Source organism: Streptomyces sp. 5K101, from assembly GCF_046506645.1.
Classification (GTDB): Bacteria; Actinomycetota; Actinomycetes; order Streptomycetales; family Streptomycetaceae; genus Streptomyces.
The window spans coordinates 87,281-111,799 of sequence record NZ_JBKFFO010000017.1; the positions used below are offsets into that span (position 1 = coordinate 87,281).

General features: G+C 69.0%; 15 protein-coding genes and 3 pseudogenes. 6 read left to right on the plus strand and 12 right to left on the minus strand.

The genetic code is table 11. The features are described 5' to 3' along the window. Window positions 1-32: 32 nt before the first annotated feature. Both ACLB9X_RS27560 and zwf read left to right on the plus strand, forming a co-directional pair. The gene (locus ACLB9X_RS27560) at window positions 33-1,607 is read left to right on the plus strand and encodes a GMC oxidoreductase (protein WP_410363117.1); all 1,575 of its coding nucleotides are present in this window, start codon (window positions 33-35) and stop codon (window positions 1,605-1,607) included. Window positions 1,608-1,641: 34 nt separating this feature from the next. Continuing rightward, on the plus strand, window positions 1,642-3,051 hold the full coding sequence (gene zwf, locus ACLB9X_RS27565; protein ID WP_410363118.1) for a glucose-6-phosphate dehydrogenase: 1,410 nt from the start codon (window positions 1,642-1,644) through the stop codon (window positions 3,049-3,051). A gap of 55 nt (window positions 3,052-3,106) precedes the next feature. On the opposite strand, the gene ACLB9X_RS27570 is transcribed toward zwf, so the two are convergent. Together ACLB9X_RS27570 and ACLB9X_RS27575 are read right to left on the minus strand one after the other, a co-directional pair. After that, window positions 3,107-3,679: a cysteine dioxygenase gene (locus tag ACLB9X_RS27570; protein ID WP_410363119.1), complete on the minus strand. Its 573-nt coding sequence runs from the start codon at window positions 3,677-3,679 to the stop codon at window positions 3,107-3,109. Between the two features lie 90 nt (window positions 3,680-3,769). Then, window positions 3,770-4,675 carry a LysR substrate-binding domain-containing protein gene (locus ACLB9X_RS27575; RefSeq protein ID WP_410363120.1) on the minus strand — a complete coding sequence of 302 codons (906 nt, stop codon included), beginning with the start codon at window positions 4,673-4,675 and terminating at the stop codon, window positions 3,770-3,772. A gap of 249 nt (window positions 4,676-4,924) precedes the next feature. On the opposite strand from ACLB9X_RS27575, the gene ACLB9X_RS27580 reads away from it, so the two are divergent. Together ACLB9X_RS27580 and ACLB9X_RS27585 are read left to right on the plus strand one after the other, a co-directional pair. After that, entirely contained in the window at window positions 4,925-5,227 is a 303-nt protein-coding gene (locus ACLB9X_RS27580; protein WP_410363121.1) for a hypothetical protein, read from the plus strand. Window positions 5,228-5,257: 30 nt separating this feature from the next. Continuing rightward, a pseudogene (locus ACLB9X_RS27585) lies at window positions 5,258-5,590 on the plus strand (hypothetical protein); the annotation flags it as partial. A gap of 304 nt (window positions 5,591-5,894) precedes the next feature. Here ACLB9X_RS27585 and ACLB9X_RS27590 read toward each other — a convergent pair. Beyond that, a pseudogene (locus ACLB9X_RS27590) lies at window positions 5,895-9,473 on the minus strand (DEAD/DEAH box helicase family protein); the annotation flags it as partial. A 227-nt stretch (window positions 9,474-9,700) separates the two neighbouring features. Then, window positions 9,701-13,330: a hypothetical protein gene (locus ACLB9X_RS27595; protein ID WP_410363122.1), complete on the minus strand. Its 3,630-nt coding sequence runs from the start codon at window positions 13,328-13,330 to the stop codon at window positions 9,701-9,703. A 123-nt stretch (window positions 13,331-13,453) separates the two neighbouring features. Between ACLB9X_RS27595 and ACLB9X_RS27600 the strand changes: the two genes are divergently transcribed. After that, window positions 13,454-14,251 carry a DUF5677 domain-containing protein gene (locus ACLB9X_RS27600; RefSeq protein WP_410363123.1) on the plus strand — a complete coding sequence of 266 codons (798 nt, stop codon included), beginning with the start codon at window positions 13,454-13,456 and terminating at the stop codon, window positions 14,249-14,251. Here the strand turns inward: ACLB9X_RS27600 and ACLB9X_RS27605 are convergent. The 6 genes from ACLB9X_RS27605 to ACLB9X_RS27630 form a co-directional block, all read right to left on the minus strand. Continuing rightward, window positions 14,235-14,447, minus strand: coding sequence for a hypothetical protein (locus ACLB9X_RS27605; RefSeq protein ID WP_410363124.1), 213 nt, complete (start codon window positions 14,445-14,447; stop codon window positions 14,235-14,237). The genes ACLB9X_RS27600 and ACLB9X_RS27605 overlap by 17 nt on opposite strands. Before the next feature lie 50 nt (window positions 14,448-14,497). Next, window positions 14,498-16,813 (minus strand): phage portal protein, encoded by a 2,316-nt coding sequence (locus tag ACLB9X_RS27610; protein ID WP_410363125.1) that lies wholly within the window; start codon window positions 16,811-16,813, stop codon window positions 14,498-14,500. Between the two features lie 189 nt (window positions 16,814-17,002). After that, entirely contained in the window at window positions 17,003-17,383 is a 381-nt protein-coding gene (locus ACLB9X_RS27615) for a hypothetical protein (protein ID WP_410363126.1), read from the minus strand. 83 nt (window positions 17,384-17,466) lie between these two features. Next, a complete protein-coding gene (locus tag ACLB9X_RS27620) occupies window positions 17,467-18,630 on the minus strand; it encodes a glycosyltransferase family 4 protein (protein ID WP_410363127.1) in 1,164 nt (387 codons plus the stop codon). Then, a complete protein-coding gene (locus ACLB9X_RS27625) occupies window positions 18,627-20,015 on the minus strand; it encodes a hypothetical protein (protein ID WP_410363128.1) in 1,389 nt (462 codons plus the stop codon). Before ACLB9X_RS27625 ends, ACLB9X_RS27620 begins: the two co-directional genes overlap by 4 nt. 53 nt (window positions 20,016-20,068) lie before the next feature. Further along, complete coding sequence (locus ACLB9X_RS27630) at window positions 20,069-21,319, minus strand: nucleotide sugar dehydrogenase (RefSeq protein WP_410363129.1); 1,251 nt, start codon at window positions 21,317-21,319, stop codon at window positions 20,069-20,071. Window positions 21,320-21,385: 66 nt separating this feature from the next. Here ACLB9X_RS27630 and ACLB9X_RS27635 point away from each other — a divergent pair, with 66 nt between their 5' ends. Then, window positions 21,386-22,159, plus strand: coding sequence for a glycosyltransferase family 2 protein (locus ACLB9X_RS27635; RefSeq protein WP_410363130.1), 774 nt, complete (start codon window positions 21,386-21,388; stop codon window positions 22,157-22,159). A 119-nt stretch (window positions 22,160-22,278) separates the two neighbouring features. Here ACLB9X_RS27635 and ACLB9X_RS27640 read toward each other — a convergent pair whose 3' ends face one another. Then, window positions 22,279-23,202 (minus strand): TauD/TfdA family dioxygenase, encoded by a 924-nt coding sequence (locus ACLB9X_RS27640; RefSeq protein WP_410363131.1) that lies wholly within the window; start codon window positions 23,200-23,202, stop codon window positions 22,279-22,281. A gap of 1,078 nt (window positions 23,203-24,280) precedes the next feature. Next, window positions 24,281-24,466: pseudogene (locus ACLB9X_RS27645) on the minus strand (DUF5999 family protein); the annotation flags it as partial. Window positions 24,467-24,519: the final 53 nt, after the last annotated feature.

Here is a 24,519-nt window from a genome sequence, read left to right on the forward strand (position 1 = left end):
CTGTGTCCGGGGCTCACGCCACGGAGGGTCCAGTGGACGATCAGCACTTCGACGTCGTCATCGTCGGCAGCGGTGCCGGTGGCGGCACGCTCGCCCACCGCCTTGCCCCTTCGGGCAAGCGGGTCCTCATCATCGAACGGGGCGGCTACCTGCCGAGGGAGCGTGAGAACTGGCAGTCCCGTGCCGTGTTCGTCGAGTCGCGCTACCGCGCCGACGACATCTGGTACGACCACGAGGGCCGGCCCTTCGCGCCCGAGGTCAACTACTACGTCGGCGGCAACACCAAGTTCTACGGCGCGGCCCTGTTCCGGCTGCGGCCCGAGGACTTCCACGAGATACGGCACCACGGCGGGCTGTCACCGGGTTGGCCGCTGGACTACACGGACCTGGAGCCGTACTACTCACAGGCGGAACAGCTCTACCGGGTGCACGGCCGGCACGGCACGGACCCCAGTGAAGGTCCGGCGAGCCTTCCCTACCCGCATCCGCCGGTGACGCACGAGCCGCGCATCCAGCAACTCGCCGACCGGCTCGGCGGGCTGGGACTCCACCCGTTTCCGCTGCCCATCGGCGTCGACCTCTCCGAGGGCCCCGACGGACTGCCTACCCGTGACAGCGCGTGCGTCCGGTGTGACCGGGTCGACGGCTTCCCCTGCCTCCTGCTCGCGAAGTCGGACGCCGAGGTCGTCTGCGTCACCCCGGCACTGCGACACGGGAACGTCTCGCTGCTCACGCACGCGAGGGTCGACCGGCTGGAGACGGATCCCACCGGCCGGACCGTCACCGAGGCGGTGGCCACCCTGGAGGACGGCACGACCGCCCGCTTCCGGGCGGACGTCTTCGCCGTCGCCTGCGGCGCGGTGAACTCCGCCGTCCTGCTTCTGAAGTCGGCCTCCGCGCTCCACCCTCACGGACTCGCCAACAGCTCGGACGTGGTGGGCAGACACTACCTCCGGCACAACAACGAGGCGCTCATGGCGGTGTCGCGGGAACCCAATCCCACACGCTTCCAGAAGACCCTGGCGGTGAACGACTGGTACCTCGGCGCGGACGACTGGGACTACCCATTGGGCGGCATCCAGATGCTCGGCAAGTCCGACGCGGAGCAGATCCGCGCCGACGCCCCGCACTGGGCGGGCGTCTCACCCCCGGACATGCCCCTGGAGGTCCTGGCCCACCACTCGGTGGACTTCTGGCTCTGCGCAGAGGACCTGCCCGACCCCGACAACCGGGTCACCGTGGGCCCGGACGGCCACGTGCGTCTTGCGCTCAGGGACACCAACACGGAGGGCCTGCGGCGCCTTCGCCACAAGTTGGCGGGCATGCTGGAGGACCTGGGCATGCACCCGCACCGCCTGCTGCCCCACATGGTCTACCTGCACAAGGACATGCCGATCGGCGCCACGGCCCATCAGGCCGGCACCGTCCGCTTCGGGGACGATCCGGACTCGTCCGCCCTGGACGTCAACTGCCGTGCCCACGACCTGGACAACCTGTACGTCGTCGACGCCGGATTCCTCCCGAGCATCGGCGCGGTGAACCCGTCCCTGACGGTGATGGCCAACGCCCTGCGCGTCGGCGACCACCTCGTCCAACGGCTCGGATGACCCCGACCCCCAGCGCCACCGCACGGGAGAGACCATGGCAACAACGGAAAGCGTCGACGCCCTCGTCGTCTTCGGCGCCACTGGAGACCTCGCCAAACTGGAGACCTTCCCGGCGCTCGCCGGACTCGCGGGGCGGGGGCTGCTCGACGTGCCCGTGATCGGTGTGGCGAAGAGCGGCTGGGGACCGGACCAGTTCCGGGACTACGCGACCGCCTCCTTCCGCAACAACGGCATCGACCCGGCCGGTGCCCCGGCCGGCCGGGTACTCGACGCGCTGCGCTACATCGACGGCGACCTCACCGACCCGGCGACGTACGACACCCTGGCCCGGGAACTACGGGACTCCCGACGCCCACTGTTCTACCTGGAGGTCCCGCCGGCGCTGTTCGGCCGCATCACCCAGGGCATCGCGACCACCGGGCATGCCGAAGGGGCCCGCGTGATGATCGAGAAGCCCTTCGGGACGGACCTGCGCAGCGCCCGCGATCTCAACGCGACCGTCCACGAGGTGTTCCCCGAGGACTCGGTCTTCCGCGTGGACCACTGGCTCGGTCTGGAGCAGATCGAGAACCTCATGTTCGCCCGCTTCGCGAACTCCGTTCTCGAGCCACTGCTGAACCGCACCTACGTCGAGAGCATCCAGATCACCATGGCCGAGGCGTTCGGCGTGGACGACCGGGGCCGCTTCTACGACCGTACCGGAGCCGTCCGGGACGTACTGCAGAACCATCTGCTGCAGGTGCTCGCCACGGTGACCGCGGACCCGCCGGCGGGGCCGGGCCTCGCCGACTGGCAGGACTCCCGGGCCCATGTCGTCAAGGCCCTCCGGCCGCTCGACCCGCACGACACCGTGTTCGGCCAGTACGACGGGTACGACGACGTCGAGGGCGTGGCCGCGGGGTCCCGCACCGAGACGTTCGTGGCGGCGCGGTTCGCGGTGGACTCGTGGCGTTGGGCCGGGGTCCCCGTGTACATCCGGGCGGGGAAGAAGCTGCCGGTGACGGCCACCGAGATCCTGGTGACGTTCCGGCGCCCGCCGTGCGACACGTTCGGTCTGGGCCTCGCCCTCGATTCCAACCACCTGCGCGTCCGGTTGCGGCCCGACACGGCCATGTCATGGGCCATGGTGGGCAAGAAGCCGGGCCCGGGCGCCCGGCCGCAGATCGACGCGCTCACCTTCCACGAGAGCGCCGGCCGGGACATGCGCCCGTACGACCGGCTCATCGGCGCGGCGATGGAGGGGCAACGCTGGTTGTTCGCCCGGCAGGACACCGTCGAGGCCGCGTGGAGCGTCGTGGACCCGGTGCTCGGCGGCACGGACGGAGCCCCGCATCCGTACGAGCAGTCCACATGGGGCCCGAAGGAGGCCGAGACGGTGCTGCGGCCCGGTGAGCGCTGGCACGACCCCCGGCCGCCCGGGACCGGCCCGTCCCGGGCGGCGTGAGCGCGCTGGGCGTCGCACGGCCCTGGGTCACTGCCGTTCCCGGGGCGGCCCGAGGTCAGGCGTCGGCCGGCAGGGCGTAGACGCGGCGGACGCTGGTGCCCAGGCGGGAGATGTCGGCGCCGTAGACGTGGAGCGATATCGCGGTCGCCGAACCCGCGTTCCGTACGCGATGGATGTCCCCGGGCGGCGCGAAACCGCAGACTTCGCCCTGCCGGGCCACCGCGTCCGCGGTGGCGACGAGCCGTGCCGTCGAGCCGGGCCCCTCGGCGGGCACCAGCCGGTAGCGCCGCTCGTGTTCCTCGCCCCGGTGCACACCGGTGGTGCACCAGGCCACATGGTCGTGCACCTCGGTGCCCTGCCCCGGCAGCCAGACGAGGGCGACGAGGGAGAAGCTGCCGTCGTGTTCGGCGTGCAGCAGGTGTTGCCGGTAGCGCTCGGGATCGCTCTCGCGCTGCTCGGGGGTGAGCAGGTCGTCCGCTCCCAGGTGCGGCGCGAGGCGCTCGGCGACGAGGTGCGCCGTCAGGTCCTGCGGCAGCCCGCGCCCGACCGCCTCGCGTACGTCGTCGATCAGCGCGTCGAGGCGGGCGGTGGTCCGGGCCGCGGTGAAGGCGGTGGGTGGTGTGGTCATGCGGGCAGCGTCCGGCCGCGCGCGGCCCCACGTCCAACGACGATCTCCTGGGTTCTCCCAAGCGGCGCTTATGGGTGGCGCGTGGCGCGCTCAGCAGCCGACCTTGTTGGACGCGACCGTCCGCAGTTCCTCCAGGACGAGCGAGGTGGCCGGAACCCGCAGGTGCTCCCGCAGCACGTACGCGAAGATCTTGCGGCGCGAGAACGGCTGGAGCGGCCGGCCTGCGACCTTCTCGTGGCGCATGAAGTTCAGGACGAGAGCGGGGATCATCGCCACCCCGAGCCCTTCCGCGACGAGGCTCTGCACGGCCAGGTTGTCGTCGGTCATGAAGGCGATGTCGGGCACGAAGCCCACTTCGGCGCACTCGTGCAGCAGGTTGGCACGGCAGCGCGGGCACCCGGCGATCCACCGCTCCCCCGCGAGATCGGCGAGGCGCACCATGCGCCGCCGCGCCAGGGTGTGGGCGCGCGGCAGCAGCACGGTCAACTGGTCCTCCAGCAGCGGGATCTCGACCAGTTCGGCGGGCACGTGCTGGCGCAGTCCGGGGTAGGTGAAGGCGAGGGAGACGTCGCACTCGCCGCGCGCCAGCCGCCGCAGCGACTCGGGCGGCTCGTCCTCCAGCAGGTCGACGCGGATGCCCGGGTGGGAGGCGGCCAGCCGGGCGAGGGTCTCGGGCACGAGGGTGGAGTTGGCGCTGGGAAACGCGCAGAGCCGGACCCGGCCGGAGCGCAGCCGGGTCAGGGCGTTCATCTGCTCCTGCGCGGCGGACATGGAGTCCAGGATGCTGCTCGCGTGCCGCGACAGCGCCTCTCCGGCCTCGGTGAGCCGCATGCCGCGCCCGACCCGTACGAACAGCGCGCAGCCGACGTCCCGTTCGAGGGCCTTCATCTGCTGGGTGACGGCGGGCTGGGTGTAGCCGAGAACGCGGGCGGCGGCCGAGTACGAGCCGGTCCTGACGACTTCGTGGAACGTCCTGATGTGCCGAGAATCGAACACCGGCGCATCATAGGCGAGTGCGCACCATAAGAGATTTTTGGGTGCGAGATCCGGCGGCGGCGGGCCGGCAAGCAGTTCATGGTCACCGCTGGCCGCTGAGGTTTTCTCAGCGAGATGATCTTTGTGGGGCCGGGGCGATCGGCGGCGGCGCTGGCGGCCCTGGTATGGCACCGGGCCGCGGACAGACATGAAGCCCCTCGTAGGACAGGTCTCTCTCACAAGATCGTCCGCTGAACCAGAGGCTTCACGTTGGTCACCTATGTTGCCACGCTCGACGTCCCGCGCCACGTCGTCGAGTTCCTCGCCAGGCTGCCGGCCGCCCACCGACGGCGGATCGGTACCCCGAGGAGGCCTCGGGCCCTGGGCCCGTTCCGGCAGGCGGTGCTGGTGCTGCGCTGGTTCCGTGAACGCGGCTGCGTGCACTGCCTGGCCCGCGACGCGGGCGTCTCCCAGGCCACCGGCTACCGCTACCTCCACGAGGGCATCAAGGTCCTCGCCAACCAAGCCCCGGACCTGCACGAAGTTTGGGTCGCTGCCAGCGCGAAGGCATGACGCACCTGATCCTGGACGGCACGCTCCGCCGGGGAGCTGCCGTGGACGTTCACCTACGGCAAGGTGGGCAACGCCGCCACTGTGGGTGACGGCATGCTGCTCAAGGTGTCCCGCTCCGGCCTTCAGCAGGGCACCAAGGACATCGAGTCCGGCACCGCGTCCACCTCGGTCGTGTACGACGTTCCGCTGACCGGCACGGCCGCCCCGTACACGATGGGTGCGGCTGACGTGAAGGCATGGGGTCAGTTGGATGCCCCGACCGACGCGACCGCCGCCTTCCCCGCAGACGTGGTGCCTGCCTCGCACGACGGAAACACCCTGACCGCATCCGCCTACACGCGCGCCACGATCTCGTACATGGGCGGTGCCAACGGCGGTCGGCGCGCTGCAGTTCGACGACGTCGGCGCCCGCTTGGGCGTAGTCCATGACGGTCATGTCGCCGGTCGCGATGGCCTTCATCTGGCCGAACGACACGGCGATGTCGCCGATGTCTTCCATCTCGCGGGCGTCGAAGTCCTTGCGGTCCATCTGCGCGATGAACCCGGCCTTGCGCTCCAGCGTGCCCAGCTTGAAGGCGTCGAACGTCTCCTCTGTGACGTAGGAGAGGATGCGGACGTCGTCCGCGGTGCCGGGGATCTCCGGCATGTTCAGGTTGCCCTGGCGCTCGATGCGGCCTTCGCGCTGCGCCATGTCGGCAGGCCGCCACGGGAAGTCCATGTGGTGCAGGGCGACGGCGCGCGTCTGGATGTTCGTGCCGGTGCCCATCTTCTCCGTGGAGCCGATGAGCACCGCGATCTTGCCGCTGCGGGCGTCCTCGAACAGCTTGGCCTTGGCCTTGTCCGTCTTCGCCTCGTGGATGAAGCGGACCTTGTTGGCCGGAACGCCCGCCTCGACGAGCTGTTCCTTCATGTACGCGTAGCCGTCCCACGCGTTCTTCGCGGTCGACCCGGGCGTGCCCGCGTCCATGAAGACGATCTGCAGGGAGCCGGGCAGCTTCTGCGGGGTGTGGTCCTTGTCGGAGACCGGGTAGATCCGGTCCTCGTTCTCCTCGTAGATTTCGGCGATCTTGTGGACGGCGGCGTCGATCTTGCCGCCCTCTTCGCCGTGGCCGCCGACGAGCCGCATGTCGATCGCCGCGCGGGAGGCCAGGCCGATGGCCTTGAGCACGCCGCCCTGCTTGTGGATCCATGGCTGGCTGGGCAGCGCGGTGACAAAGGCCTTCTGCTCGGCGGAGATCGGCACGGTGACGACCTCGCCGCGCTTGCCGTCCGCGCCAGCCCGCACCTTCGGGGTGGGCAGTTTGAGGTCGGCGGCGGTCTGCACATCGACCGCGAGCCGGTACATGCGCAGCAACTCGGCCGCGTTGTGGAAGCGCGAGAACCGGGCCTTCATCCGGAACCCGGACCCGTCGGGGGCCAGCTCCAGGTTCTGCACGATCTCGCCGAACGTGGCGGCCCAGGAGTCGAAGTCGTCGACGCCGGCGGCTTCCAGGACGTCCGGGCGCAGGAAGCGCTGCATCACGTACGCCTCGGTCACCGAGTTCGCGATCGGTGTGCCGGTGGCGAGGGTGACGACGCGGCCGCTGTCGTTCCGCTCGCGCAGGTACTCGATCTTCATGTGAAGGTCGGAGGCCCGTGCGGAGCCGGTGATGGCGGCGCCCTCGATGTGCGAGGCGGTGGCCAGGTTTTTGTAGCCGTGCGCCTCGTCGACCATCAGGTAGTCGATGCCGGTGTCCTCGAAGTGGACCGCGCCCTGGTCCTTCTTCGCCGCCAGCTTCTGCTTGAGCTTGGCTTCCTTGGCCTTGAGCGTGTCCTCCAGGCGCTTGAGGGTCAGCGACTTTCCCTCGCGGGCCTTGGCGCGCTTGATCTCGTCTTCGAGCTTGTCGAGCTCGCGACGCATGTACTTCTCTTGGGCCTTCGCGCGCATGGGGATCCGCTCGAAGGCGCCCTGCGTGAGGATGACGGTGTCCCAGTCGCCCGTGGCGGCCTTGGCGATGAACCGGCGGCGCTTTTTGCCGGTGAGGTCCGCGGAGGACGCCGTGAGCAGCTTGGCGTCGGGGTACAGCTCCAGGTACTCGCGCCGGAACTGGCCCAGCATGTGGTTCGGGACGACGATCGCGGGCTTGCGGGCCATGCCGGTGCGGCGCAGCTCCTGCGTACCGGCGACCATGGTTGCGGTCTTGCCGGCGCCGACGACGTGCGCGAGCAGCACCGACTTTTCGCTGACGATCCGGCGGATGGCCGCGTTCTGATGCGGGCGCATCTTCCACTCGGCGTTCGCGCCGGGCAGGGCCAGCGGGGAGTCGTCGAACTCCCGCATCACCAGGTTGTTGAACGTGTCGTTGTAGACCCGGGCCAGGCGCTTGGTGCGCTCGGGGTCCTCCCACACCCACTCGGAGAACCGCTCGGCCATCTCCTTGGCCTTGGCCTGCGCCTCGCTGGTGGCCTCGTCGTCGGTGACGGTGTACTTCTTGCCGCCGGACTCGACGGTGCGGGTGACGACGATGGTGCGCTGCTCCAGCAGCGCCTTGGCGATCTCCGGGGCGGACTTGAACTTGGTGCCCCAGTCGGAGGTGGCGGCGATGCCGCTGGTGGGGCCCTGGACCTCCCACATGGAGGCGCCGCCGCGCTCGGCGCGGACAGCCTTCGTGCCGAGGATGTGCTGGAGGAACGCCGTGACGTCCGTCTCCGGGATCCACGGGGCGCCCATCTTGACCTTGATCTCGGACGGGTCGAGATCACGGGGGATGACGTTCTTCAGGGCGGCGACGTTCGCCGCGAACTTCGGGTCGGCCTTGGCTGCGGCTTCGGCGCGCGCCAGCTTCTTCCGGACGTTGCCGGACAGGTACTCGCCGCGGGAGATGAGCCGGTTGGAGCCCGGCTCGTCGAACACCAGCGGGCCCAGCTCCTCGCGCAGCGCCAGCAGGTCAGTGCGGCCCAGCAGGCGGGCGATCGTCGGCAGGTGGAGCTCACCGCCGTCGAGCTCCAGGGAGAGGGCGATGGCCTGCTCGGGGCTGTCGGCCCGATCGGCGATCTCGCGGGGCGCGAGGACCCGCTGCCGGAAGATGTCGGCCTTCTTCGCCGACTTGGCGGAGTCGTCCCACTTGTCCAGGCCGAACACCACGGCGGACGCCGGGTCGTCCTCGAAGAGCTGCAGGGCGGCCGGCAGCTTCCACGCGTCGGGAACGTCCTTGAGGCCTTCGGCCTTCGCCCGGTCCTTCGCCTCCGGGGGGCTGAAGTAGCGGGTCTGGCCCGGCTTGTCGAGCGGGCCGTGTTGCTTGACGTAGGCGTCGTACGCCTCGTTCAGCTCCCGGCGCAGCGCCCGCATCTCGTCGGTCTCGCCCGTCTCGCGGGTGGCGCCTTCGAGGCGGAGCAGCCGGTTGGTGAGGTCGCGCAGGGCGACGAGCTTCCGCAGCTGCTCGCGCTGGGTGGGGTGAACGTCGAGCGGGATGACCGCGCCCTCTTCAACCTGCGTGAAGGAGCCGTCCGAGAGGATTTGGACGGCGCCTTCGTGCTTCTGCCCGGCGAGCTCCAGGCGCCGGTCGACGGCGTCGATCTCCGGCACGTACCGCATGCGGTTCGCCCGGCCGTACCCGTGCGAGGCGCTGCGGATGCGCTCCAGGCCCGCCTGCAGGGCGGGGCCGGCGTTCTTGTCGCCGATGACGGTCAGGTCGTGGTCGGAGAACTGACCGCGGCCCGTCGTGAGCTGCCCGAGGACCATCTCCGGGTGCCGCTGGAAGTAGTCGTTGACCGCGATCTCGTGGCCGTTGACGTTGGTCTTCGACGACCGCGTCCACGACATGTCGATGTCGTGGGTGTGCTCGTCGCCGAAGCGGCGGCGGAACACCAGCACGTCGGTGACGACGCCGGTCCCAGCCGCGTCCTGGTGCGCGCCGGCCGGGAGACGGACCGCGCCGACCAGGTCGGCCATGTACGACATCTCGCGGCGGGCCGTGTCGTCCTCGCCGTCCATGGTGAAGCGGCTCGTGACGACGGCGACCAGGCCGCCGGGCCGGACCTTGGCGAGGCTCTTGAGGATGAACGTGTCGTGGATCGAGTGCTTCAGGTCCGCGTTGACCTGCTCGTCGTACATCGGGAACCGGCCGAACGGCACGTTGCCGATGGCCAGATCGAAGAACGAGTTCGGCATGCGGACGTCGCCGAACGACTCGTTGATGATCCGGGCGTCCGGGTAGAGGAGTTGGGAGATCGCCGCGGTGGTCGGGTCCAGCTCGATGCCGGTCATCCGCGCCCCGTCGGGGGCGGAGCCGATGAAGTTGCCGCTGCCCGAACCGGGCTCCAGGACGTTGCCGCCGTTGAAGCCGAGTTCGCGGACCAGGTCCCACAGGGGCTGTACGAGCTCGTGGTCCGTGTAGTGGGCGTTGAGGGTGTTGGCCTTGGCGGCGGCCCACTCGTCGTCGTTCAGGAGCTCTCGTACGGCGGTCCGCTCCTGGGCGAACGACTCCCACTTCTTCAGGGCGCGCGCGTACTTGGCGGGGTCCGGGTTACCGTCGGCGTCCCGGAAGGCGCCGTCCGTAGGCTCCGGCTTGTCGGAGAGGACGATCGGCAGCGCGCCCCAGCCCGACCAGCGGGCGAGGATCTTCTGCTCGGCGGGCGTCGCCGGCCGGTCCTCGGCCTGAATCTGCCGGAGGGTCTTGATGGCCGCGACGTTCGCGCGGGCCCGGCCTTCTCACCCGACGGCGCCAAATCCTTCTGGGACGCCGGGCGGAAGGCCTGTGCGGCTACAGCCTGCCGTGATCCGGAAGCTCGGCGTTCTCCATCCCGGGCTCGGCCGGCAGGAAGATCCGCTCGTCCATCACGATCTCCCGGGCCTGCGCCCTCGCCTGCGTCCTGGCCGCCACCCGGTCCACGAACTTCTCGCTCGTCTGCTGCTTCAGGATCTGCTCCGCCCTGTCGGCGATCTCCTGATCCGCCAGAATCCCGAGCGTCGCGAAGAAGGTCTCCTTCTCCTCGTCCGTCCCCAGCTCCGCGTACGCCTTCGGCCGATACGTCCGCCAGTGCTTCTCGGCGATCCGCCCGAGCTTGTTCACTGCCACTGCTGTCGTCTCCCGTGGTGGTGGTGTCGGGGGCGGACTGATTATCCGTCCCGGGTGCGGCGGCAGGCTGCGCCGGGCGCTCCTTCTTGCTGTCACGGCGTTCCTTCAGCGTGGCGTCCAGGCGCTCGCCGTGCCGGGCCGCGCGGTCGCGGATCGCTTCCAGGACCGGGCGGGCTTTGCCGTACGGGTCGCGGCCCGGCTCGTCGTCGAGCGTGGCGAGGACGGCTCCCGCGGAGCGCTGCAGTTCGCGGCTGGCCTGGATGCGCTGGCGTATGCCGGTGGTGGCCGCGAGCCGGCGGAAGCTGGTGTTCAGGTCGGCGGTGAGCTGCCGGTCCTGCCCGTTGGACAGGTCCCGGGCCAGGCTGGTGCCGTTCCAATCGCTTTGCAGGGCGCCGATCTCGTCCCTGGCCTGCGTGTAGGTCTTGGTGCCGTCCTGCCCGTACGGCGCGTCCGCCTTGTCGTCGGCGTCGTCCGCCTCTGGCCCGCCCTGGGGAGCGTCCTGGTCGCGCTGCTCTTCGACGTCGTCCGTGGCCGGCGCCTCGGGCGCGTTCGGCTTGCCCTCCTGGCCGCCTTCGCGGTCGTGCTCGTCGATGAGGTCGGCGAGAGCCGCCTCACGAGTGCGGAACGACTGCTTGGCGCTGTAGCGGGTGCCGCGACCGAGCCGGTTCCACGTCCAGGCGCCATCGCTGCCCTGCAGGCTGGCGTCGCTGCTGTCGTCGCCGTCGATGGTGACCGGGTAGCGCCTGCCGTCGAACGGCTCGATCCGGGCGCGACGGGCGTTGTTCTCGCCGTACTTCAGACGGTCCCGGCGCTTCATCTCCCGCAGCGCGTCCTTGGCCCGGTCCTGTGCCGCGACCATGCGGTTCTGGTCGCTGAACCCGGCGTCGTGGAACTCCCGGTTCGCCTGGGCGAAGTAGTTCTCGAGCGCGGTGTCATCCAGCGACTGCAGGTCGGGGGCGGCGGACTCGGGGGCGTCGGCGGTGGGGGCTGCGGGCGTGCCCGGAACGGCGGGAGCCTGCGGAGCCGCGGGGGTGCGCAGGCGGTCTTCGTCGCGGCGAACCTCGATCTGGCGGCCCTCGTCGGCGAACCCGCGCACGAGGCCGTCGACGGCCAAAGCCCTCGTCACCGGGCGAGTGTTGGCGGTGGTGACGTAGGCCTTGGCTCCGTCAGACCACACGAAGCCGGCCCGGCGGAGCCGCTTGTGCATGCCGGGGTCGTCCCGGTCGACGCCGTGGACGACCGCGCGGCTCGGCGAGTACTGGATCCAGATCGGATCCTTCTGGTCGTCGGGCTGGCTGGCCAGCGTGTGCTGCCGTGCGGCGTTGACCGCGAAGTCGCTCTCCGTGCGGCCGCTGACGTGCCGGTCGCCGACGTCGCCGACGTACGCGGAGCGGCGGGTGTTGCGGTCGAACACCGACTGGCCGGTGGCGATGCGCTTGCCGTCCGGGCCGTACACGTTGGTGCCGTCTTCACCGCGGGCCATGCGGTAGCCGGGGAAGCTGGCGAGTTCGGTGGCACCGTCGGGGACGTCGTTCTCGTGGCGTCCAGGCTCGTGGCTGGTGCGGCCCGACGTGACCTCCCGCATCCGCTTCCCCGCGGGCGAGTCGAGGCGTGCGCCGATACCGTCGCTGTCCCAGTTGAACGGCTGCCCGCTGTCGTCGCGGTAGTCGCGGTACGCGTGGGCCCGCGCGATGGCATCGGGCTTGCCCTTGTCGGAGGCGAGGATCGCGATTGGCACGGAGGTGCCGGCGTGGAAGACCGTCCAGCGCTCCTTGCCCCTCACCTCCATGCGGCCGATGAGGAAGCCGTCGACGACCTGCGGGTCCATGACGAGGTCGGCGCGCTGCCGGGCGACGGCCTCGCGCTGCTGCCGTTCGTTGTGGGTCTCGCGGATGCGCGGCACGTCGGGGTTGTTGCGCCAGTGGTCGAGAACCTGCGCAACCGTGCTCAGGCGGTCGCCGTCGCCCTCCTGCTGGACGGGAGCTTCCGGCTGCTCGTTGTCGGCCGGCTCGCCCTGGCCGCCCTCGCCGTCCTGCTGCACGTCCTGGTCGTCGTCGCCGAGCTGCGGCTGCTGCGCTTCCGGCCGGGGCTGCACCTGGTCCTGGTGCTCGTTGTCCTCGCTGGCATCGTGTTCGCGGCCGCGGGTGATGGCGGCATCGATGCCGTCCCGGCCGTCGGCCATGCCCAGTCGGTCAGCGACGTGCGGGGCTTCCCAGTCGAAGGGGCGGCCGCGGTCGTCGCGGGCGTTCTCCAGCTCGTTGGCGAAGTACAGGGCGTCGGGCTTGGAGCGGAAACCGGCCTGGTGGGTCATGATCGTGCCCGACCCGACGTGGTACACGTCCCACTTGCCGTTGCCGTGCCGGGTGACCAGGAAGTTGCCGTTGGACGAGAGCTGCGATGTCCGGGCGAAGTCCATGCCGCGGGTGGCCGAGTAGGTGTCGATCCGGACCTGGGCCCGCTCCTGCTTGGAGGCGCCGCGCAGATGCACGCCGTTGTGGGTGCGCGGCGGCCGCTTCCACCGAGGGTCCTTGGTGCCCGACTCCAGGTGGTTGCGTGCCGCGACGACACTGGCGAACCGAGGGGCCTTCTTCGGCTCGTCCCCGTCCTTGGGCTCCTCGTCGTCGTCCTCGCCGATCGGATCGCCCGCGTCGTCCGTGTCGTGCGGGTCGTCCGAGGTGTCCGGGTCGCCGTTGTCGTCGCTGTTGACGCCGTCGCCGCGGCGGGGGTCGGCGTCGCGCCGTTCCTCCTCCGCCTGGACCTTCTCCTTGCTCTTGGTGGGAGCAGTGCCGTCCGGGCGGGCGACCATGGTCAGGCGCGACGTCTGGATGGGCCGCTGGTTGTTGCCGTCCAGGTCGGAGACCTGCACCTTGGTCTGCGACAGCGCTCGGACGACGCGGGCGAAGCCGCCGCCCCAGATGCGGGCGATGCCGCCCGTCTCGACGAACCGCCCCTTCGAGTCGCGGGGGTGGAGTTCTTCCCGCCAGGGTCGGCGGGCGCGCTTGGTCTCGAAGACAGAGGCGAGAGCGTTGATGATCCGGTTGGGCATGCCGCGGACCATGCACAGCGGTGGTGCTTAGCGTCGCGCCCTCACTGCCTTGGGAGACGTGTACTGGCCCGTCCCTGCTATTCGGCTGCGCGGGGGCCGGTTCGCTGCATAACGTCGATCACTATGACTTACGCATTTCGGCCGGACAAGCGAACCGCGAAGCGGGCACGCGCGATCACGCCGAACCTCATCCAGGCAGCCGCCGACGCGGTGAACGACGGCGTCGAGATACCCGTGGAGCACATCGAGGTGTTCCCGACCATGCTCGGGTGGTGGCGCTTCGCGAACCGCACCGCCGAGGGCATGCTTCTGCTCTTCGACAACGGGTTCTCGGTCGAAGCCATGCCCATGATGCGCAACCTCATCGGGCACGCCTACGCGATGCACTGGCTCCTGGACAACGGGACCGACGGCATGCGGGCGCTCCGTGCGTACACGGAGGAGAACCAGCGGAAGCTGGCGAACGACATGAACGACTTCTGGAAGTTGGCGGAGCCGGTGAATGCGGACGTGACTCCGGTGGTGTTCGCCGACGCGGCCGACGAGAAGCTACACAAGAAGCTCGTGGGCGAATTGGACAACTTCCAGAACCTGCTGATCGCGTACGGGACCCCGGCGATGTATCCGGTCTACCGGCACCACTCCTCGTACGCGCACACGACGGCGCATACGGCTTCCGCGTACATCTCCGAGCGGGATGGAAAGCTCGGCTACCACTCGACCGCCCAGCACGACACGGTCTCCGACGTGGTGTGGGTGCCTGTGGCGCTGATTCAGGCGGCGAAGGCCATCAGCCCCCTGATCAAGGGAGACCCGATGCGGAAGGTGGTGGAGAACGCGGTGCGGGATCTGGGGGTCCCGGACGACATGTTCACATTCCAGCGCGTCGCCAAGAAGAGCCGCGTCACATCGTCTCCGTGAGGATGTGAAGGGCGAACCAGCCGGAGAAGCCGAACCATCCCACCGCGAAGATGGCTCTGCCGACCCGGCTGGTGCGGGTGTGGAACAGGCGGCGGAAGTTCTCGGACAGGGTGTCTCCGTCGCGCCTGTTGGCCAGGGCGATGCCCTCGGCTACGGCGAACATGGCGGTCCAGGCGATCCAGAATGCGGCCCACATGGCGGGTTACTCCTTTGGTGCGATGCGGAGGACGGTGGCGGGGTACGTGTTCACTGCTCAACCCCTGTGGCTCGGTAGCGCAGACGGCAGCGGCAGTTGAGGGTCAGGGAGCGTGGGGCGAGTGGATCGCCGGGGAAGCGCACCGGCCAGCCCTCCATCTCAAAGGGCTGTTTCACGGGCAGCGTCAGTCCCTCGGCGGCGGCGTGGGCGGGCCGTACGCGGTCGTCCCGCCGTGTGTGCCAGGTGCGTTCGATGTTGGGGCTGGTGGCTGCTGCGACGGCGTCGACGGCGCCGTTCACCGTGGCGGTGGCGGCCGACTCGGCGATGGAGCCGATGACGTGTGTCGACTCCTCGCCCTGCAGCATCTCGGTGACGGCGCCGATCAGAGCCTCGAGTCCGGCGCCAGCCTGCTGGGCTTCGTCGAGCGTCAGTTCCAGGGCCCGGTGGAAGGCTCGCATCGTGTCAGCGGCGACGGTCGCCGCGGTGAGCACTGCGGCTCCGATACCGGCAGATGCTCCACCACTGACGGTGCTGCCGAGAGCGTCGGCGGCGTCCTTGGCGGCGGAGCCTGCGAGGCGGGCGAGGACGGGGGTGAGGGTTGTGATGACCTCGTCCTGCCACTTCTCGGCACCCACGACCTTGCCCATGTCCATGGGCCTGCTGCCGCCGCGGGTGTCGGTCGGCCCGTCGTCGAGCCAGTAGCGGGTGCCCTTGCGTGCCTTCGGGGAGCGCAGCCGAGCGGTGACCACCCCTTCCTGCCGGGCGAAGAGCGCGGTGAGCGCGGTCTCGACGGCAGTTCGCGCCTGGTCGAAGTCGTCGTCCCCGACGCTGAACTCGGTGACCAGCGAAAGTGCCTTGGCCTCCATACGTCGGGCCTCGTCGACGGCGGCCGCCGCTGGCCCTTCCGCAGGTATCGAGTCCGAGCCTGCGCGGGCCTCGTCGACGGCAGCCTGCGCAGCGCCCGGCTGGGCGTCCGACGTGATGGTGCGTGCCTCGTCGACTGCCGCGGCCGCCGGGCCCGAGCGTGCGCCGGGACCGAGCCCGGACGCCTCGCCGCGCGCTTCGGCCACGGCCTGCGCTGCTGCGCCCTCCACCGGCGGCTGTCCGGGCTGCTGCGGGGCGTTCGGGCCGGGCGCGGCTCCGGGGCCGGCGCCCTGGTCCGGGCCGCCAGAGATGCCGAGCGCCGCGGCGTCGCCGGGGACGAGTGGCACTGGGGCCTTCTGGGGGGAGATCCACAGGGCCCGCGTATGGGGGTTGGCGTACGGCGAGAAGCCTGCGAGCTTCCGGTATTCGTCGATGCTGATCAGCCCGGCGTTCCACTCCTCGCGGGCCTCGGCGCGGCGCTTTCTCCTGGGCAGTTCCAGCACTTCGACGGTCGAGGTGTCGTAGCGCAGCCGCATGTCATCGCCGGCGTCTTTCTCGAACGCGTTGGCGATGAGCTCCAGGTGGCCGAGCTCGGTGTGCAGCCAGAAGCCGAGCTCCTCCTGCTCGGCGTTGTCGAAGGTGCGCCCGGAGGCGTTGCCGGTGACGGACTCGGGCACGCCGAATGCGGCGAGGATCTCCAGCTTCGCGTTGGCGGAGGCGTGCTCGTAGTTCATGTCGCGCGGCTTGGCCGCGGTGTCGACGTAGTTCATGCCGCCGGGCCCGGCGGCAATCACCGACAGATGGCCGGCGAACTCGGACCCGGGCAGGAACCGGGACTCGAGACGATCCATCTCCTGCGGGTTGAGGGATGTGGCATCGACGGCGATCACACCGCCCGGCCGGGCGTCGTTCTTGATGAACGTCACGTTGTAGAGCCGCGACAGGTGGTCAAGGTCGACGCTGATGCCAGCCGCTTCCAGGGGGGTGACGCCGCTGAAGGGATCGGTCGGGTGGGGGTCGCGGATCCACAGCACCCGCTCGGGCGGGAATTCACGGATGACGCCTTCGCGGGTCGTGAACTCGAAGTGGGAGAGGTAGTCGCCCTTTGGGTCCGGGATGGGCAGGACCCGGTCCGGCGGGAGGAGGTCGAGTCTGGTCAGGGTGCCGGCCCGGCTGCGGGTCTTCTCGACGAACGCGCCGCGCTTGCTCAGCAGGATCTGCGCGGAGAGCCGCTTGCGGAACATCGGCCCCGTCTCCAACGGGTTCGCCTGCCCGTTGAGCAGCCGCAGGAGCGGATGGTCGGGAAATGTCTCCTCGAACTCGCCCTCTTCGGTCAGGCCGCGGCCCAGTTCGAGGGGGAGGCGGGAGGGGTGCTTGCCGATGGTGTCGACGGCCTTGAAGACCCAGACGACGCGTTCGTACCCCTCGGTGACGACGCGGTCCATGTCCCAGCCGTCCGCGCGGCCTTCGGTGCCCCAGATGTTGCCGGTGCCCGCGTACATCGTCGACGTGTACGCGCCTCCGGACCAGGAGATCGTCTTCGTCTCCGTCTCGGCGGGCTGGGGGCCGCCGGACAGTAGGGAGCGCAGGGCGGGAAGGAAGCGGCGGCCGGCTTGTCCTTGGGTGTCGTGTTCACCCGGCGGAAGCTAGGAACGCCCCCTGGTTAACGTCGCGTGGTCGCCGATCTGGTCCTACATGTACGGGCGTGAGACACCGGCGACGTACGCCTTGAGCCCGTACCGGCTGTAGGTGCCGCCCTTGACGAGCTTCGCGCCCGGGGGCGGGGTCGGGGCAGGCTTGCGCTTCGCGCGCACGGACTGGTCGCCGCCGATGAGGTGCCGGTTGTCGACGAGTGCTTCGCAGTCGAACGCGGAGACCTCGGCGAAGGGGCGGCGGCAGTTCCTGCAGTAGGTATCCAACGCGTCGACGCGCTGCTCGACCTTGGTCTTGAAGGAGCCGCGGAAGTCCGCGACGCGGGCTACGGCCTCCTCGACAACGATCTCGGCTGCGACAACCCAGGTGTGCGGGTGCTTGGTCATGGTGGCGGAACGGGACGACGACTCGTCGGTCACGTGCAGGTCTCTCCCTGTGAATCCGGGCCCGCTCCAAGGCCGTGGTCACTGTGGAAGACGCGGCAGGGTCGTGTTCCGTTACGTCAACTCCCGGGCGCGGCAGGCTGCTGCGGGCCGGTCGTCGAATGCGTGTTGAAGGGATCGGTAACGCGGAGCGTAAGTTCGCGAAGCTGGCGGCCGGTGGTAGTGATGTCGTATCGGCGCGCGTTATTGAGAGCCGCCTTGGTCAGGGCCTTGCGCCGGTGGAAGTCCCGGCCCATCTCGTCTAGGGCCACGGCCAGCGAGCGTGGGTCGCCAGGAGTGTAGGGAACGCCAGCGCTCCCGAGAATTTCCCTCACACCGGGAAGATCGGAGTAGGCGACCGGGAGTCCGTGGGCTTGGGCCTCGATGAGGACGAGCCCGAAAGCCTCCAGACCTCTGGTCGTGAAGACGAAGGCGTCGAAGTTCGGCAGACGGCGCCATAGTTCGGCGCGGGGCAGGAACGGATCAAAACGGACTCGGTCCCGCAGCCCGAGTTCGAGAGCCCGCTGTTCCAGATGCTCCCGTAGGGGTCCGTTGCCGACCACGGTCAAGTGGTGCGGCTGATCGGTCAATGCGAGGGCTTCGACGGCGGTGATCGTGGATTTGTTGTCGTCCAGGCGACCGGCGTGCACCAGAGACAGGGGTCCGGTGCCAGTAGGCGGTTGATCGCGTACCCGGGCATCGCTCAAACGGATGCCCCACGGGATGACGGTGAGTCGATCGGTGAATCGGCGTCCGGTGAGACGGTCGATGCGGTCGGCGAGGGCGGAGGTCGGGGCGACGATTGCGGCGCTTGCGGCAGCAACTTCATTCATGGCCTCGCGTTCTGATGCGCTGCGCTCGGCCGCCATCACGTCGGGGCCGTGGGCGATGGTGATGATCGGGATGTTGCCGGCGGTTCGGGTGAAGGCCAGGCTGAGCGCGAACCCGAGGTACTGGGCGTGAATGGCGTTCGGCTGAATCTTCTCGATGAGCACACCGACCTCACGCGTCAACTCGTCAACGTACGGGTCGAAGTCGGGGCCGTGAGGGTGTTTCGTCGTGGAAAGGATGATCAGATGATCGAACGCGGCCGTCCAAGCCTGATCGACCGGTGCCCTGCCCAGGAAGGTCGTGTGGATATCAGGCATCGCGCCGTAGAGATCGTTGACGAGGATCATGCTCCCGGACGAAGGCACGGAGGTGCGGTTGATGCCGGTCACGATGTTCAGGAGTTTGGGCGTCATGCGGATATCCCATCAATGGATGCCCGTTGAGTTTGAATCGGAGATCGGGGTCTCAGGGCCACCTCGACTCGTGAGTCAGCGGTGGCGATCTGCCTCTCGCGCTGACGAGGTGGCGCCCACCACGACGCCAGGTGCGGCGTGAAGACGGCCGAGACCTCCTCGGCCGGATGCAAGTAGCCCTTACTGTCCTGATCTGCCGTCCATACTCTGACTGCCGACCTGGGGTAGACGGGATTTATCCCTATCTCTCCCTTGGGGAGGATTCCATTGAAGGGTGTGGGTATTCCCTCGCTGTTCCAGTAATCCCATACCTCAAGAGCCTTGGCTTTCTCGAAGCAGTGGTAGAGCTGCTGGTAGCGCGGCATGTACCGGATCTCGCGGAAGATCATCTGGCCGATCAGTCCGGGCGCGGCTACCCGGAGCGTGCTGAGATCAGTGCCCTGGAAGGTGACCGACGCCGCGTCCTGGGACGGGTGCAGCGCGGTCCGGGCGAACAGGTGGGACAGTCGTCGCCGGACGTACTCGGCGACTCCCGGGCCGAGAGCTGGTTCCATGCCTTCGATGAGCTGGACGAGCCGGTGGTAGCGCGGATTGAAACGGGCCAGGTCGAACAACTGGTCCATGCCGTCCACGGCGGCGAATGCGAGTCGTTTGTAGAGCCAGTTGTTCAGCTCTCCCGCCTGGGCATAGGTCTTGGTCTCCGGAGTAACGGAGTGGAGCATCAGATATTCGGACAGAACCTCGAAGTACAGGTAGCCGAGGAACGGCACGTGGGCCACGGCGTCGGACAACTGGTCGATGAACTCGGGTGCCGGAGTGGCATGGCCGGCGGCGTTGCGCAGGGCGACGTCGAGGAACACGGCCGCGGAACGCAGCCCGGTCAGCACGGCGTGGTCGAGCTGGTCGTTCTCGGCCAGGGTCAGGAAGCTCTGGTAGCGCTCGTAGGTACGCAGGTGGATGGCACCGAGATGAAGGTAGTCGACGCCCTTGGGCCGGATCGGGGCGTCCGGGATGACCTCGAAGACCATGGGCGTGGTGGAAGGCTTCGTCCGCATCAGGTAGGCGCCGAGGTTATGGGGGCGCAGTCCCTCACGCTGACTGACGAGAGGCGAGCAGTACAGGGCTCCGACCAGGCATCCGGTGGAGACGTGCAACTGCCGGCTGATGCGGATGGCGTCGATGTCCTTGGTGGTGTGCAGCAGGTACATCGGCTTTCCGCTGACGAGCGCTTCGGTCATCGCGTTGTTCTGTATCAGCCAGCCGTTGGGGGTTGAGCATTCCAGGTAGTGGCGCCAGTCACTCTCATTTTCGGCCATCGAGCCAGGAAGGCGACGCTGCACGGGCACGGTGAAGTCCGTGTGGGCGTGTTCCCATTCGTCGCGCAAGAGAACTCCCGAAGATGGAGGATCGGCCGCGGGCCCGGGGGAATTTCGAGAACCTAAAGAGTCTCGACATTCACTCCGGAAAGGCGGTTTCGGCAGTCGAGAACATAGGTTGCGCATTTCTCGATCATCGGGAGGTCAAATCGCGGGTGGTCCATGAGAAGAACCACTGCATCAGCGGCTGCTACCTCGTCCGGGGTCGCATCGACCCGGGGCACGTTCAGCTTGGTGTCGTCGCCGTCCGGGATGTTGGGTTCGGCGCCGCGGACCTCAGCGCCGAGGTCAATAAGAAGTTCGGCGACACGTGCGGAAGGGGAATTGCGAAGGTCGGTGGCGTTGTACTTGTAGGTCAGGCCGAGCAGCAGAATCCGAGATCCGCTGACGGGCATGCCGCGCTTGTCGAGTGCTTCCACGAGACGCCGGACGACGTAGTCGGGCATGTGCCGGTTCACGTCGGCGGCGAGTTCCGCGAACCGGAAAGGGACGCCAAGCTCCTGCTGGGCCTTCCACGAGAGGAACATCGGGTCAACCGGCAGGCAGTGCCCGCCGACCCCCGGCCCCGGGGTGAACCGCGTGAATCCGAAGGGCTTGGTCGCGGCGGCGTCGATCGCCTCCCAGATGTTCACGCCGAGGGAAGCGGCCAGCATCGCCATCTCGTTGACCATGGAGATGTTGACGAACCGGAAGGTGTTCTCGATCAGCTTGGCCAGCTCGGCGACCTTCGTCCCGGACACCGGTACCGTGGTCTGAAAGATGCCGTCGTAGAAACCCTTGATCGCATCGAGTGATTTGGCGTCGATTCCGGATACCAACTTCGGCGTCCCGTCGAACGACCATCGCTTGTTTCCGATCCGCTCGGGACTGAATCCGGCCAGGAAGTCCACCCCGCCCTTGAGGCCCGACACCTTTTCCAGGATCGGCAGCAGCAGCTCCTCGGTGGTGCCGGGATAGGTCGTGGACTCCAGGATCACCGTCGCGCCAGGGCGAAGGTGCTCGCCCAGCGTCCGGGCGCAGGCCTCGATGTAGGTCAGGTCGGGCACGCCGTCCCGCAGCGGGGTCGGCACGGTGATCACCGCGATGTCGAAGCCAGCCAGCGCGGCAGTGTCGGCGGTCGCGGAGTAGGCCCCGGAGTCCAGCACTGCGCGCAGCCGCGAGGAGTCCACGTCCCTCACGTAGGACTGGCCGGCGGCGAGCTGCTGGACGCGGTGCGGGTCCACGTCGTAGCCGACTACACGGTGCCCCACCTCGGCGGCGCGTACGGCCAGGGGAAGCCCTACGTAGCCCTGACCAGCGACAACTATCTGCATGGCAGCTCCTACTCGATTGCGGTGCTTGAATGGACCGTCGTTCTTGGTCTGGCAAGGAGAAGCGCTGTGCCCCTGGTGTCTGTCGTGATGCCCGTGTACAACTCGGCAGCCACCCTCGGCGCAGCCGTCCGATCGGTACTCACGCAGACCCACAGCGACCTGGAGCTGCTGGTCACCGACGACCAGTCCTCCGATGGCTCCATGGACCTGCTCCGCGAGTTCGCCGCGCAGGACGAGCGCGTCCTGCCGGAGTCGGCGCCCGAGCGGGGCGGTGCGGGCCGGGCCCGCAACCTGGCGATTCAGCGGGCCCGCGGGGACTACATCGCCTTTCTCGACAGCGACGACATGTGGCTTCCGGAGAAGACCGAGAAGCAGCTCGCCTTCGCTGCAGAGGGCACTGCGCCTTTGACGTTCACCTCGTACTTCAAGATGGACGCCGACTACGACGGCGAGAGCACCGACTGGGTCCCGAACGGGCGGGTGGTTCGTGCGCGGGAGCACGTGGACTACCGCGCGATGTTGCGCCGGGACTACATCGGCGCCTTGACGGCCATGTACGACCGCAAGGCCCTGGGCACGAGGCTGATGCCGGAGATGCGCAAGCGCCAGGACTACGCCCTCTGGCTGTCGATCATGCGGGACGGCGCGGACGCCCGGGGCCTGGCTGAGCCGCTCGCGGTGTACAGGGCCCACCAGGCGGGATCGCTCTCCTCCAACAAGCTGTCGCTCGTGCAATACAACTGGGCCCTGTACCGCCGGCACGAGCGCCTGTCGGTCCCGCGGGCGACGCGGGCGCTCGCCGGCGCTGTGTGGCAGTCGCTGTACAACTCGCGCATATAGGTCCGTGCGCGGGCGCGGGAAGCCATGTGCGCGACCGTCTCCGGGGGTGCCCGACCGGGCCCCGCCCCGTGGCCGTGCCAGGTGCTCGAGGGCTGGGCCCGGGGGCGGGACTCGGCAGGTCACCGGTTCCGTCGGTCGGCTACGCGGGCCGAGCCGTCGCCAGTCCTCGCGCGCAGGAACGACTGGAGGAGCAGCCGCCGGTCGGAGACCGGAACGGTCTCCTGACCGCTGTGGAGCGCCTCCCGGCCGTGCAGGAAGCGGCGCTGGTTCACGATGAGGTAGTCGCCGGGCTGGAGCATGAAGGAGACCTGACCCCGGACAAGCTCCTCAGCGAGTTTCCTGGCGGCGTCGGCGTGCGCCTGGCCGAGCTGGGACCGCTCCAGCATCTTGGCGGTGAACCGGACGAACCCCTCGCCCGGCTCGGAGCCATCCAAGATCGGGAACGGCTTGTACTCCTCGCCCACGCCGAACAGGTCGAAGAAAGTCCCGTAGTGGTAGGCCGACTCGGCCAACAGGGCGCGGCTGTCCTCCGACAGCCGCGCCACCGCCGCGTGGGCGTCGGAGAGGATGCTGGGGCCGCCGCCGAGCGGGTCGGGGCGAACGCACAGGAGCGTGGTGTAGTCCGGGGGCAGGGTCCCGTTCACCAGGTCCATGTGGAACGCGTTGTACCCGATGCCGCTGGACTTGCCTGGGTCCTTGTCGACCTTGACCCCGATGTCCTTCCACAGGGGCCACCGCGGGAAGGGCGAGAAGGGGACCGCCACCTCGGCCGCGAAGCCCGTCACCAGCCGCAGGAACCGGTCGTCGTCGGTCCCCAGCGCCTTGACGAGGTTCCCCAGGCGCAGCACGGCGTATCCTCCGCCTTCCCCGGTCAGCGCGTGGCGCAGCGTCGCGGCGGTCTCCTCGAACCGCGGGGTGGCAGTCAGCTCGGTCCGGTACCGCTCCATGGTGGGCTGCGCCAGGAACGAACCGTCCAGTTCCCACGTCGGGAGAGGAAGGTCGATCAGAGCGGCTTCGAGTTCGCTCGGGATGTCGATGAACACGCGGAGCTTCCTTCTCTCTTGGGGTTTTCGGGGTGTCGCGAGCCGACGAGTTCCTTCGGTCGTACGTGTTCGAGGGGCCGGCATGAGCGTGCCGGTGGGCCGGGGAGGCTATCGGCGGGCGTTCTTCGTTCTCGTCGGCTCATCCGGGGCCGCCGGGCCGTAGCGGACGGCGCGCGAGACGTCTGGCGCCGGTGGAAAGCCGTCCGACGGTCCGATCCGTCACATCAGGACCGCCGGACGGCCGTCTAGGCGGCGGGCACAAGATCGTCCAGATTGACGACCTTGTAGTCCCGCAATTCGCGTAGCAGCTGGGAGGCCAGGAACATGCCTATCTGCGGATGGCTGTATGCGATGGGGGTGGTCACGCGGCGCTCCCAACCTGATGAGCGGGCCTTTGCGGGGCGATGATCTTGCCGTTGGGCAGCAGCTCGTCGAGGGCGACGGGCGTGCAGCCGTTGAGAGAGATGACGTCGCGGGCCGCGATGGTCCACGGCAACTGTGAGGATCCGAACGACAGGAAGGTCAGTTCCTCTCCCTTGCGGGCGGGAATCGGCGCGAGGGTGCGTGGGTCGTGGACGATGCCGGCGACGCCCCAGGGCAGCGGATTCTTCACCCACGCCGCTACGGCCCCGCGCCCCAGGTGCGGGCAGTCCCGAAGGGATTCGGCAGCGCACTCCTCATGCAGGGGAGGCACGGCCGTGATCTCTCCTTCAGCGATCGGCCGGTTCCGGCGCTCGCCCAGGAGGAACAGATGCCGGCCGTCCTTCCTGCCGAACGTGGACGTCCCGCACACCAGGCACAGCATGTGATGCATCGCCTGACGCTGCCGGAGCGCGTGCACCCGGGCGAGGCGCGGTTCTCCGGCTCCACGAACCGCCGGCATCCTGACCCACAGCACGCCGTTGCGGCGGTCCATGCTGGCAATCTCATCGGCATACGCGATCCCACCCCCGATGAGGTCGGGGCGCCGCACCAGAGGGACGGGGATTTGCGACTCGCGGGACCACGGCGCGATGAACGGCACCCGCACGCCTCTCCAGTCGTACTGGCGAGGCCGTGTCGCGCTCACGCGGCAGCCGCCCGCCGGGACGGGCCGATGAGGCGGCACGATCCGACCGTCGGGCAGGAGCTCGCCGGTGTCGTCGAAGTGCACGATGCCGTTGCACAGCAGCGACCACCCCTGCTCGTCGTGCCGGGCGACGACCGCCGCGGCGTCACCATCAGCCGCTTCGGCAGTAGGACAGGGGGGAGCGTGCCGACACATGAAGCTCTTCCTCTCGGGTGCGTGTACGGGGCGGAGGGGCCCTCTCCGGCGAT